Origin of the sequence: Plantactinospora endophytica (assembly GCF_016862915.1) — a bacterium.
Lineage (GTDB): Bacteria > Actinomycetota > Actinomycetes > Mycobacteriales > Micromonosporaceae > Plantactinospora > Plantactinospora endophytica.
This window is the reverse complement of the sequence record NZ_BONW01000039.1, coordinates 117,934-131,246: the sequence shown is the minus strand read 5'-3', so window position 1 is coordinate 131,246 and position 13,313 is coordinate 117,934. Positions and strand designations below refer to the sequence as shown.

At 70.3% G+C, this 13,313-nt stretch carries 6 protein-coding genes; 4 read left to right on the top strand and 2 right to left on the bottom strand.

The genetic code is table 11. From position 1 onward, the window contains the following. The first annotated feature begins 1 nt into the window (after position 1). From Pen02_RS32280 to Pen02_RS32270, 3 genes are all read left to right on the top strand, one after another. On the top strand, positions 2-1,414 hold the full coding sequence (locus Pen02_RS32280) for a xylulokinase (protein ID WP_203869943.1): 1,413 nt from the start codon (positions 2-4) through the stop codon (positions 1,412-1,414). Between the two features lie 393 nt (positions 1,415-1,807). Then, positions 1,808-5,425, top strand: coding sequence for a discoidin domain-containing protein (locus Pen02_RS32275; protein ID WP_203869942.1), 3,618 nt, complete (start codon positions 1,808-1,810; stop codon positions 5,423-5,425). Between the two features lie 210 nt (positions 5,426-5,635). Beyond that, positions 5,636-7,501, top strand: coding sequence for an HEXXH motif domain-containing protein (locus Pen02_RS32270; protein ID WP_203869941.1), 1,866 nt, complete (start codon positions 5,636-5,638; stop codon positions 7,499-7,501). Here Pen02_RS32270 and Pen02_RS32265 read toward each other — a convergent pair. Beyond that, positions 7,464-8,774 (bottom strand): effector-associated domain 2-containing protein, encoded by a 1,311-nt coding sequence (locus Pen02_RS32265; protein ID WP_203869940.1) that lies wholly within the window; start codon positions 8,772-8,774, stop codon positions 7,464-7,466. The genes Pen02_RS32270 and Pen02_RS32265 overlap by 38 nt on opposite strands. 202 nt (positions 8,775-8,976) lie before the next feature. Here Pen02_RS32265 and Pen02_RS32260 point away from each other — a divergent pair, with 202 nt between their 5' ends. Then, entirely contained in the window at positions 8,977-9,159 is a 183-nt protein-coding gene (locus tag Pen02_RS32260; RefSeq protein WP_203869939.1) for a hypothetical protein, read from the top strand. A gap of 79 nt (positions 9,160-9,238) precedes the next feature. On the opposite strand, the gene fxsT is transcribed toward Pen02_RS32260, so the two are convergent. Next, positions 9,239-12,595, bottom strand: coding sequence for an FxSxx-COOH system tetratricopeptide repeat protein (gene fxsT / locus Pen02_RS32255; RefSeq protein ID WP_275413638.1), 3,357 nt, complete (start codon positions 12,593-12,595; stop codon positions 9,239-9,241). Between the last annotated feature and the right edge of the window lie 718 nt (positions 12,596-13,313).

The following is a 13,313-nucleotide window of genomic DNA, read 5'->3' as shown; positions in this document are numbered from 1 at the left end:
GGTGCCACTCGTTGCCGGGGTCGACTCGTCGACCCAGTCGTGCAAGGTCGTCATCCGCGACGCCGAGACCGGGAAGCTGGTGCGCGAGGGTCGTGCACCGCACCCCGTCGGCACCGAGGTGCCGCCGGCCGCGTGGGAGGCCGCACTCTCCGACGCGGTCGCACAGGCTGGCGGGCTGGACGACGTGGCGGCTGCCTCGATCGCCGCGCAGCAACAGGGCATGGTCTGCCTGGACGCCGACGGCGCGGTGGTCCGGGACGCCGTGCTGTGGAACGACACCCGCTCGGCCGGCGCCGCCGTCGACCTGATCCGGGATCTCGGCGGCGGCGAGGCCGGACAGCGGGCCTGGGCGGAGGCGGTCGGCCTGGTACCGGTGGCCAGCTTCACCGTCACCAAGCTGCGCTGGCTGGCCTCGGCGGAACCGGACAACGCCGCCCGTACGGCTGCGGTGTGCCTGCCGCACGACTGGCTGACCTGGCGACTGGCCGGCGCACCGGGGCTGGCGGCCCTGCGCACCGACCGCAGCGACGCCAGCGGAACCGGCTACTGGTCGGCCGCGACCGGGAACTACCGTACGGACCTGATCCGGTTGGCGTTCGGTCGGGACGACGTGCTGCTGCCACAGGTGCTCGGGCCGACCGGTCGGGCCGGGCAGCTGCGCACCGGCGCGCTGCTCGGCCCCGGCGCCGGCGACTGTGCCGCGGCGGCGCTGGGTGTCGGCGCCGAGTCGGGCGACGTGATCGTCTCGATCGGCACCTCCGGCATCGTGACCACCGTTTCCGACCTGCCGGCCGTCGACCCGAGCGGCACCGTGGCCGGGTACGCCGACACGACCGGCCGGTTCCTGCCGCTGGTGTGCACGCTCAACGCCGCCCGGGTGCTGGACGCCGCCGCGACCATGCTGCGGGTGGACCACACGGAGTTGTCGGCGCTGGCGCTGTCCGCCCCGCCGGGCGCCGACGGGCTGGTCATGGTGCCCTACCTGGAGGGCGAGCGCACGCCGAACCGCCCGCACGCCACCGGAGCCGTGCACGGCCTGACCCTGCGGACCTCGTCTCCCGCACACCTGGCCCGCGCTGCGGTGGAGGGCATGCTGTGCGCCCTCGCCGACGGCCTGGACGCGATGATCGAGCAGGGTACGACGGTCAACCGGGTCATCCTGGTCGGCGGCGGCGCCCGCTCGGAGGCGGTACGCCGGATCGCGCCCACGGTCTTCGGCGTGCCCGTGCTCGTCCCACCGCTCGGGGAGTACGTCGCCGACGGCGCCGCCCGCCAGGCGGCCTGGGTGCTGACGGGCGGGCCGCGACCGCCGTCGTGGACGGTCGGGCAGGTGGAGACGTACGAGGCGGACGCGGTGCCGGCAGTCCGCGAGCGGTACGCCGTGGCCCGCGCAAAGGCCCCCGACCGCGCCTGACCGACGACGTCCGCTCGGGCGAGATTCGAGCGCGCAAATAACGATCGATGAGGATAATTCGGCCAAGTCCGTCTCATCGATCCGGACTGATCTGCCCGAGGTGTTGACGCACCCGTAGCACGTCTGCAACATTACGACGACACCACGCAAGTTTCGGGTCAGCGGTTGCCAGATAGCTTCCTACACCCCGGAATTTCTGGACAGGCGTTCTCTGTGCTCCTTCCCCGGCTGCCTCGGGGATCGGCCCTCGGCGGGGTCGCGGCGGCGGTGGACAGGTCGGACGGACGGCGCCACCGCTCGCCTTCGGCGGCGGGCGGCAGCCGGGCCAGACGCCGACCAGGCCCGGTCGCTCGCAGCACCTCCAGTCGGTTCCGACGAGCGCCAAGGAAGACGATGAGACAGCTACCACCAAGACCCCGCCTGATCGCGGCGACGCTCACCACCGGACTACTCGTGGCCGCCGGATCGCTCTTCCCGAACCCGGCCTCGGCCCGCCCCGACGCCGGCCCCCAGCGGGCCGAGGTCGCGGTCGCCGCCACGATCAGCGCCAGCAGCTCGCACCCGGAGTACCCGGCGAGCAACGCGGGCGACGGCAACCAGGGAACCTACTGGGAGAGCGCCAACAACGCCTTTCCACAGTGGATTCAGGCGGACCTCGGCGCGGCCAGCGACGTGAACCGGCTGGTGCTCAAACTGCCGCCCGGCTGGGGTACCCGTACCCAGACCCTCGCCGTGCAGAACAGCAACAACGGCAGCACGTTCAGCACACTCGTCGCCGCCACCGGCTACACCTTCAACCCGGCCAGCGGCAACACCGTCACCGTCAACCTGCCGACCACCAACACCCGCTACCTGCGGCTGCACATCACCGCGAACAACGGCTGGCCGGCGGGACAGCTCTCCGAGTTCGAGGTGCACGGCCCGACCGGCGGCACCGACACCCTGGCGCCGACCGCGCCGACCAGCCTGGCCTTCACCCAGCCGGCCAGCGGACAGATCCGGCTGACCTGGAACGCGGCCAGCGACAACGTCGGCGTCGTCGGGTACGACGTCTACGCCAACGGCGCGCTGCGGGCCAACGTCGGCAACGTGCTGACGTACACCGACAGCCAGCCGGCCACCGCCACGGTGTCGTACTACGTCCGGGCCCGGGACGCCGCCGGGAACGTGTCCGGGAACAGCAACACGGTGACCCGGACCGGCACCGGCAACCCGCCGACCGGCACCAACCTGGCGGTCGGCAAGCCGATCACCGCCTCGTCGACCGTGCACACCTTCGTCGCCGCCAACGCCAACGACGGCAACGTGGCGACGTACTGGGAGGGGGCCGGCGGGGCGTACCCGAGCGTGCTCACCGTGCAGCTCGGTGCGAACGCCACGGTCAGCTCGGTGGTCGTCCGGCTGAACCCCGACTCGGCGTGGGGACCGCGTAACCAGACCATCCAGGTGCTCGGCCGCGAGCAGAGCAGCTCGTCGTTCACCAGCCTGTCGGCGGCCACCTCGTACAGCTTCAGTCCCGGCAGCGGCAACAGCGTGACCATCCCGGTCAGCGGAAACGTCGCGGACGTCCGGCTGTCGATCACCGCGAACAGCGGTGCGCCGGCCGGCCAGGTCGCCGAGTTCCAGGTCTTCGGGGTCGCCGCCCCGAACCCGGACCTGACCGTCACCGCCGCCACCTGGAGCCCGGCCGCGCCGGTCGAGACCACCGCGATCACCGTCTCGGCCACGGTCCAGAACGCCGGCACCGCCGCGTCGGGCGCGACGAACGTCAACTTCTACCTGGGTACGACCCTGGTCGGCACCGCAGCCGTCGGCGGGCTCGCGGCCGGGGCCAGCAGCACCGTCACCGCCAACGCCGGACCGCGCAACGCCGGCACCTACCAGTTGACCGCCAAGGTCGACGAGTCCAACGCCGTCATCGAGCAGAGCGAGACCAACAACAGCTTCACCAACCCGTCCTCGCTGACCGTCGCCCCGGTGGCCAGCTCGGACCTGGTCGCCGTGCCGAGCTGGTCGCCGAGCACCCCGGCGAACGGCCAGACGGTCACCTTCTCGGTGGCGATCCGCAACCAGGGCACGATCGCCTCCGCCAGCGGAGCGCACGGCATCACGGTGACCGTGCTGAACCCCAGCGGCACGGCGGTCCGCACGCTGACCGGGTCGTACAGCGGCGCCATCGCCGCCGGGGCCAGCACCGCCCCGGTGAGCCTGGGCACCTGGACGGCGGCGAACGGCCGGTACACGGTCCGCACCGTGCTCGCCGCCGACGCCAACGAACTGCCGGTGAAGCAGGCGAACAACACCAGCGACACGCCGTTCTTCGTCGGTCGCGGCGCCAACATGCCGTACGAGATGTACGAGGCCGAGGACGGCACGCTCGGCGGCGGCGCCACGGCGGTCGGGCCGAACCGGATCGTCGGCGACCTCGCCGGTGAAGCCTCTGGCCGGCGCGCGGTGACCCTGAACAACAACGGCGCCTACGTCGAGTGGACCACCCGGGCGCCGACGAACACCCTGGTCACCCGCTTCTCCATGCCGGACGCCCCGGGCGGCGGCGGCGCCAACTCGACGCTGAACATCTACGTCGACGGCGTCTTCCACAAGGCCATCGACCTGACCAGCCGGTACGCCTGGCTGTACGGCAACGAGGCGCAGCCGAACAACTCGCCCGGCTCGGGCGGGCCCCGGCACATCTACGACGAGGCGAACGTGATGCTCAACTCGTCGATCCCGGCCGGCAGCCGGATCAGGTTGCAGAAGGATCCGGCCAACAGCCTCACGTACGCGATCGACTTCATCAACCTGGAGCAGGTCGCGCCGCGGGCGAACCCGGACCCGGCCCGCTACGCCACCCCGACCGGGACCGGCCACCAGGACGTGCAGAACGCGCTGGACCGGGTCCGGATGGACACCACCGGCAACCTGATCGGCGTCTACCTGCCGCCCGGCACCTACAGCACCTCGAACAAGTTCCAGGTGTACGGCAAGGCGGTCCGGGTGGTCGGTGCCGGCCTGTGGTACACCCGGTTCCAGACTCCGCCGACCGGCTCGAACACCGACGCCGGGTTCCGGGTCGAGAGTTCGGCGAACGGCTCGACGTTCGAACACCTCGCCTTCTTCGGCAACTACGTCGAGCGGATCGACGGCCCCGGCAAGGTCTGGGGCGAGCTGTCGAACGTCTCCAACCTGACCTTCGACAACGTCTGGGTCGAGCACACCGTCTGCATGTTCTGGGGCGTGCACGTCAGCAACATCACGATCAAGAACTCGCGGATCCGCAACACCTTCGCCGACGCGATCAACATGACCAACGGCAGTACGAACAACCTCGTCACCAACGTCGAGGGACGCGGCAACGGGGACGACGCGTTCGCGCTCTTCTCCGCCACCGACTCCGGCGGCGGGGCGAACACCGGCAACGTCTTCGAGAACCTGACGGCGACGTTGACCTGGCGGGCCGCGGGCGTCGCGGTGTACGGCGGGCAGGACAACATCTTCCGCAACATGTACATCGCCGACCAGCTCGTCTACTCCGGCATCACCATCAGCTCGCTCGACTTCGGATATCCGTTCGTCGGGTTCGGGCCGGGGCTGACCCGGATCGAGAACGCGTCGATAGTCCGGGCCGGCGGGCACTTCTGGGGCGCGCAGACCTTCCCCGCGATATGGGTCTTCGCCGCGTCGAAGGAGATGCGGGCGATCCGGGTCACCGACGTCGACATCGTGGATCCGACCTACCACGGCATCATGTTCCAGACGAACTACGTGGGCGGTCAGCCACAGAACTCGGTCACCGACACCATATTCACCAACATCTCGATCAGCGGCGCGCAACGCAGCGGTGACGCGTACGACGCGAAGTCCGGGTTCGGGATCTGGGCGAACGAGATGCCGGAGGCCGGGCAGGGTCCGGCGCGCGGCTCGGCGGTCTTCAACAACCTCCGGCTGAGCAACAACTACCAGAACATCCGCAACACCACGTCCACCTTCACCATCACCGTCAACCCGTAGTACGCGCTACCGCGGGGTGGCACCGGAAGCCGACGTTTCCGGTGCCACCCCGTACGGCGTTCCGGCAATCCTCCACCCGCGCCGGAACGGCACATCTGATCGCCATCCGTCGATAGGTTGCCGCGAGAGGCGGCGACGGTAGAGTTTCCGGCACTGGCCACGGACGGGACAGCGCTGTCTACGTAAGACGGAGCGAGGAGTGTGTCAGTGGTGGACCACGTCGAGCCACAGCCGGACCTCCCCCGCCACCGCCTGTCCGAGCGGCACCTCGACGCACTCTGCACCGGCGGGGGCGGACCCGACCTGGTCCGACAACTCTGGCACACCCAGCGCAGCCGGCGACTCCTGCTGCTGCACGCGGTGATCGAGGCCGCGAGCGCCGACGCGCGGCTGCTCGGCCCGCTTCCGCCGGCCGACACCGCCCGGGACGTGCTGGTCCGCGCGGAGGAGTCGGCACCGGCGGAGTTCACCGACCTGCTGCTGCATCCGCAGATCGGCAACTGGGCCGCGTACACCCTCCGACGCCACCGGGGCGGGGCGGACGCGCAGGCACCGATCTGGGCCGACTTCGGCGCCCTGCACGCGGTGGCACTGGTGGCCGCCGCCCGGGCCGGGCTGCGCTGGCGTACCCGGCTACCCGCACGCTCCGGCCGGGTCATGCTGCCCTCGCTCGGCATGGCGGTGCTGCCCGCACCGGGACGGTGGTGCGCGGTCGAGGCGGAGTGCGCGGACGGCCGGGTCCGGATCGGCGACCCCGATCAGGGCGTGACCGTCCGGCTCGACTCGACCGAGGACGACGTACCGGGCTGGTGGGGCCTACGGCGGCTGTCGGCCGGTACCGGTCCCGGACTGCGCGTCCTGCTCGACGACGTCGACCCGTACCGCGAACTCGCCGACCCGGTCGAACCGGACCGGCTCGACGACGCCGCCGTCGCCCGGTGGTCGGAACTCCTCGCCGGTGCCTGGCGGCTGCTCCACGAGCAGCAGCCCGACACCGCCGAGTCGATCGCGGCCGGCGTGGTGTCCCTGGTGCCGCTACCCACCAGCGACGACCTGGAGACCCGCAGTGCCTCGACCGGCGAGGCGTTCGGCAGCGTCATGGTCTCGACGCCGCCGGACGAGGCGACCCTGGCGGTGTCGCTGGTGCACGAGTTCCAGCACATCAAACTCGGCGGACTCATGCACCTGGTACCGCTCACCACCGGCCGCGACGAGCAGACGAGGTACGCACCCTGGCGCGACGACCCACGCCCGCTGGGCGGCCTGCTACAGGGGATCTACGCCTTCGTCGGCATCGCGGCGTTCCTCCGCGACTACCGGCTCACCTGCACCGGAGCGCAGCGGCGCGACGCGGACCTGGAGTACGCGTACGCCCGGGCGCAGGTCAGGGAGGCACTTCGGGGGCTGCGGCGACCGGCCGGGCTGACCGACTGGGGTGAACGGCTGCTCGGACGGCTCGCCGAGCGGGTCGAGCCGTGGTTGGCCGAACCGCTGCCCGTCGAGTCGACCCGGGCCGCCGAGCTGATCGCCCTCGGCCACCGGTCGGGCTGGCGGATCCGGCACCTGCGTCCGCCGGCCGAGGACGTCCGTCGGCTGACCCTGGCCTGGGTCGGCGGGCGGGGCGTGCAGGTCGACCCGTACCGGCCGGCCGTCGTCGCGCATCCGCAGCAGCGCTGGTCGCAGGGGCTGCTGCTGCTCGTCCGCCGGTACGTCGCCGGATATCCGCTCCAGCTCGGCCCCCGGTTACGCGCACTCGACGTCTCCGAGGCCGACATCGCGCTCGTCCGGGGTGACGCCGACGCTGCCCGGGCCGGCTACCTCGCACGTCTCGCGGCGGACGCCGACGACCTGAACGCCTGGGTCGGGCTGGGCCTCACCACGCTCGGCCCCACCTCCGACTCCGCACTGCCGCACCGGGACTCCGTACTGCTGCACCGGCCGGAACTCGTACGTGCCGTGTACGCCCGCGCCGCCGAGCGGGGATATCGGCCCGATGCGCTCCGGCTCACCGCCTGGCTGGACGAGCTGACGGCCGGCGTCAACCCGCTGGCCAGTGACGCCGGACGACCTCGCTGATCCGCCGGTACTCCGGATCGTCCGGGCCGAGCGTGAGTTGGAGGGCGTCGAGCAGGGCGTCCCGCCCGTCCGGATAGTGCTCACAGGTTCCCACCAGCCCGACGACGTGCAGCCGGCCGACCACGCTGTCCGGAACCGCCGTACGGATGTGCTCGGGCAACATCGCGATGACCGCCCGCCGCTGGTAGTCGTCACGCATGGCCGGAACGCTCAACAGGGCGTCGACGATCGTCTGGAGCCCGTCCGTCGGCGATCTGGTCGGCCGCCGCCCGTCCCGACCATCCCGACCGTCTCGTTCGTTCCGGCCGTCTCGTTCGTTCCAGCCGTCTCGCTCGTTCCAGTCGTGTCGCCCGTCTCGCCCGTCCTCGGCGAACGGGACCGCCTCGGCCAGCAGCGCGCGGACGTACGCCGCTGCGGCCAGCGCCGCGTACGGATGCCAGACGTCGTTCTTCGTCCGGTTGTCGCAGTAGTCGGCGACGCCCCGGACCATGAACCACTGCCGCTCGTGGAGGTCGGCGGCGACCGCCACCCCGGAGCCCTCCATCTCCACGGCTCGGATCCGGTGCCGGACCGCCAACGCGTCCCGCCGGGCCGCGTCGCGGAGCAGCCGGTCGGCGCTGCCCACCACGCCACGGTGCACCCGGGGCGTCCCCACCGGCCATCCGGGCGCCGAGTCCCGACGGCTGTCGGGCTGCTCACCCGGACGGAGCGGATCAGTCTCGTCGTCCGGCCGGCGGAACAACGCCGCCCTGGTCTGCGCCTCGCCGAGCAGCGCGCCCCAGGGCTGCTCGCCGGTCAGCTCCTTCATCTCCAGTTCCCGGTCCGCCCGAAGCAACGCCTTCGACGGCTGCTGCACCGGCCGGCGGAGCGTGTCGTCGCCGTCGACCGTCCAGACGTGGTCGTAGTCCACCACACCCTTCGTCGCCACCACGATGTCGCCGAGCCGCACCTGGCCCGGCTCGTCCGGCACGGGCACACCGCCGGCAATCCCACACATCACGAACGTGCGCAGCCCGGCGAAGCTGCGTGCCATGTCCGCACAGATCGCGGCCGCGTTACGGGTACCGTCCTCGGTCTGCACGGCGACCACGACCCGGTGCGGGTGCCGCGGATCCCGGCTCGGCAGCCTGCCGGCGCGGTAGTGATTGGGGTCGCCGTGCACTCGGAGGTCTTCCAGCTCCTCGACCATCAACCGCATCGCCACACATTCGACGGGCAATGCGGTGACGATGCCGACTTTGGCGTCGAGGGATGCGCCGAACGATCTCGACATTGGACGCCTCCAAAGGATTCAGCATCCCACCCGCTGAGTAGAAAAAACAGAGGAGGAATCGCGACCGACTTGCCCGAGCCATGTGGGAAACTGGTGAAACCGCAGGGCCAACGGCCCGGTCCACCCGCCACCGATGTCGGCCACGCCAGCACACGCTCGGCGGGTGATGGGACGGCGTCCGTCAAGAGGAAGGAACCGGCGAGTGGAACTCTCCCTCTCCCGTGACGTCGAGACGGAACTGGTCGACCTCAGCGCGGACTCACTCGCCACCCTGGCAGGCCGTGACCGGGAACTGCTGGCCCGGCCGCTGCAACAGGTGCTCTACCAGGTCGAGCGCCCGCGCAGCAACATCGGCGGCAGCGGACCGCCGGGACGGGTGGATTGACCGCTCCGGTCCCTGGGCTGCGCGGACGACACGACCGGTTCCGCCGCCCCGGAGCCATTCCGGCCGACGGAATCGGTCGTCACAGCGGCATCGGATCCACGTCGCAGTCTGCCCGGACGTTCTGGATCGCGTTCAGCGTGGCCGGATGCCGGTCGCCCAGTACCCGCCGGAGTCTGGCCATCGTGTCGGCGAGGATCTTGTCCGCCTCGTTGACCCGGCCCAGTGCCCGCAGGTCCAGTGCCAGGTTGACGCTGCAGGCGAGAGTCGACGGGTGCTCGACCCCGAGCGTCCGTTCCGAGCGGGCCAACGTGTCGGTGTCCTGCTCGTACGCCTCCTGGACCTTGCCGAGCGCATAGAGGTCACTCGCCAGGTTCGTGGCGCAGATCAACGTGACCGGATGGTCGTCGCCGAGCGTGGAGTGCAGAAGTTCCAACGCTTCCTTGTTGTGCCGGTACGCCGCCTCCACATCGCCTTGCAGCCGCAACACGATCGCGAGATTGGTCCGGGCGGAGAGCGTGTACGAATGGTGCGGCCCGAACATCCGGCCGTAGCGTTCGAGTGTCGCCTCACCCAACTCGAGAGCACCCGCCAGATCGCCCGTATGTCGCAGGTCGATCGCGAAGTTGACCGCCGTCGCGATCGTGTCGGGATAGTCGTCGTCGTAACGGCGCCGATATTTCTCCAGAGTGGTCTCGGCGAGCGAAAGCGCCCCGGAGTGGTCCCCGGCCTTCCGTCGGGCGACCGCGAGCGTACGAGCGGCGCGTAACGTCGCCGGAGCGTCCGGACCGAACGCCGTCAGATGCCGGGCGTAGAGTTCCTCCTGTTGCCGGCGGGCCTCCAGATAACTGCCCGATTCCCTCATGTCGATACAGAGTCCGTTGAGCGTGTTCAGCGTGGCCTCGTCGTCGGAGCCCAGCAGAGTCGCCCGGCGGTCCGCGGTGTCCCGGTCCAGCTTGGCGGCCCGGGCGAACTCGCCGTTGAGTCGCAGACTCACCCCGAGGCTGCTGGCACAGACCAACGTCGCGAAGTCGTCGTCGCCGAACTCCCGGCGGGCGATCGCGAGCGCCTGCTCGTCGAGTTCGCGGGCGGCGGTGAAGTCTCCGCTGGTACGCAGGTCGATCGACACCATGTACATCGCGTCGATGGTGCCCTCGTCCTCCTCGCCCAGCGTCTGCCGGTAAAGCTCGAGGGTGTGCTGGTTCAGCTCCCGGGCCTCGCGGTACTTCCCGTTGATCCACCGCGTCCAGCCGAGCCACTTGGCCAGCCGGAGCGTCTGCGGGGCCGTCTCTCCCCGGTGCCGCACCCACAGGCCGTAAGCCTCCTCGGCCAACTCCTCGCTGCCGGTGTGGTCACCCCAGTGGTAGAGAAACTGCACGATTCCGAAGACGAGATCCTGGACCCTCGGATCCGTGGATTCCACGGCCCGGGAGACCGCGACGTGTGGCCGCAGCGCCAGGTAGTTCTCCCAACGTTCGCGCCGACTCGGATTGTTGGGATTGCCGTTCGCCAACAGGGTGTGTGCGCCCCGACGCATCAGCTCCCGCTCGTCGTCGCCCATCTCGCCCACCAGCACGGCCTGAATGAGCCGGTGTATCTGCAGCGTGTTCCGGCGGTGGTCGATCCGCGCGAGCGCGTACCGCTGGATGTCACGGATCGCGCGACTGAGCCGGAACTTGTCGCTCAGGGTCGTGTCGAGCGCAGGGGTGATGGGCGCGGTGGGCGAGCCGGCGAACAGATCCCGCGAGATCGGCTCCGGAGCGAAGAACGAACAGATCTGCAACAGTTGGAACGCCGATTCGTTGACTTCCTTCAACCGTTCCAACGAGAGCTTCCAGGCCGCCGCCACCGACCGCTTGTAGTCGGGGGAAGGGGATGCGTCGAGCAACTCGATCCGCTTGTCCTCAAGCAACGCGAGATACTCGTCCACCGGCATCCCCGTGGCCGCCCGCCACGCCGCAGCCTGCTCGATGGCGAGTGGCAGATCGCCCAGTGCCTCGGCGAGCCGGTCGGTGTCCGCGTCCGACAACTCGGGGTTGCGCTTCCGCAGGAACGTCCGGCTCTCCTCACGGGTGAAGACGTCGACCTCGATCGCCTGGCTGACCCGCGCCCAGTCCAGGTCCCGGGAGGTGACCAGGATCTTGCCCGCTCCTCCGGTGGGGAAGTATTTCTGCACCTCGTCCGGCGTCTCGGCGTTGTCGAACACGAGCAGCCAACTGTCATAGGGCACCTGGCCCGTGCTCAACGCCTCCCGAACGGCGGGAACGGCGCTGTTCGCCTCGGGGCTGACCTCGAGATCCAGTCGCTGGGCGAGCTTGGTGAGAGATGCCAGGATCTGGCCGTCCTGCTCCGACGGCACCCACCAGACCAGGTCGTAGTCACCACTGTGCTGATGCACGTATTCGATGGCGACCTGCGACTTGCCGACGCCACCCATGCCGTGCAGTGCCTGTGGCAGAACTGCGGTCTCCCGGGAGGTCTGGAGCTCGTTGTGCAGGTGTTCGAGCAACTCCTTGCGACCCGTGAAGTTCGGATTCCGCTGCGGGACGTCGCCCCAGACCTGCGGCAGTTTGGCGGTGGACCGCTGGGTTGGAGCGACGGGAGGCATCGGATCTCCTCGCAATAGGCCCGCGTCGCTTTCGGATTGCACGGGCAGGTCGGCGACGTCGGTCGGTCCAATCTCCACAAGCCGATCCGAGCCGGCCGGACTGCTCGCGGAGATAGTATCAATTTGTCCGGTCCCCTGTGGATCCTCGCCGACGCTGTCGTCAGCCTCCTCGGGCGGGGCCTCCGACTGATGCGGGATCGCCGGACCGTCCGCCGGCCCGGCCGACGCCGCCACCACTGCTGCCTCCTCGGCGGAATCATCGGGCTGTCGGCGGAGGGCCCGGAACTCCTCCAGCAACTCGAGGCGCTCGGCATGCCCCTCCGCCCAGTGCGACAACTCCACGGCGATCGGACCGTCGAGCTGCGCCGCGACATCGCTGACCAGGGCCAGGGCCGCCGGCACGCGATGCTGGCCGATCGGCTGGGTGGCGAGGTGGTCGAATGCCGCTGTCAGATTCCTGACCGTACCCGGCAGCCGTGGCGCCGAGGTGCTCACCGTCGGCCGCCACCAGCCCGGATCCGGTCGCCCGTCCTCGGCTCTGCGGAGCAGCTCGTGTATCCGTTTGACCTCGCTGTCCGGAAGCAGGTTGAGCAGTGCCGCCGACTCGATCAGTTGGGTGGCGCGTTTCGTGCCCGGTGCGTCCGGCGCCATCGTCGACAGTGCGGCCACCAGCGCGCGGAGGCCGCCCGGGTTGCCCAGGCACGCCAGCACGATCTCCACGACATGGAGCCGGGCCTCCGGGCGCTCCTGCACGTCCGGGAAGTTGATGACGTCTCGCCGGACAAGATTTATGAGCAGGCGCCGATCCGGAAGTGCATTCATGAATTGCACTTCGATCAGCGCGGAGATTAGGGCGTCCCGCAGCTCGGCGGCGGGATCTTTCTTGATCGAGCCCTGCGCCACGCTCTTCCCCCATCACCTGCTGATACGGCCGGGACCGGTTAGCCCATGATGCACCGCCCCAAGAGCCGAGGGCAATTGACCGTTCGAGTGCGCGCAGGCATGCCCCTGTGCGCATGGAGCTTAGGGCGCGACGCGCCACAGGTCCAGGCGATCCCCGAAGCGATCTCATATACCGGCGCCGTGTTCCGCTTTGTCCACGCCGGGCATCACGTCGATCTATCGGCGAACGACCAGGCCAGACAGGTCAGCAGTTCCGCGCTCGGTCCGCTCGGAGGCGGCGGTCGACCGCCGCCCGGCGCGCTTACGCCACGCTCCGACCGTGTCGGGGTGGAAGGGTCGACACCGGAAGGTCGGGCTGAGACCCGCCGTCGCCAGCGATATCGCCGGACGGCTCCGGGCGCGACTACACGCCCTCGCGCGGGTCGGCGCGAAGCGATTCCTGCCCGGCCTCTCAGCCGTTGCCCACCCAGGTCAACGCACAGTCCGCCCGGAACGTCGGCCAGCCCGGCGGGCACACTCGACCCACCAGGCCCTCGGCCCGGGCGCCGTCCGAGCCGGGGCGCGGGTTCAGCCGGCAAGCCGGGCCGCCATCATCCGACGGCACGCTCGCCGTACCGTGGGCCACTGTGGACCGTCCACTGTGCCT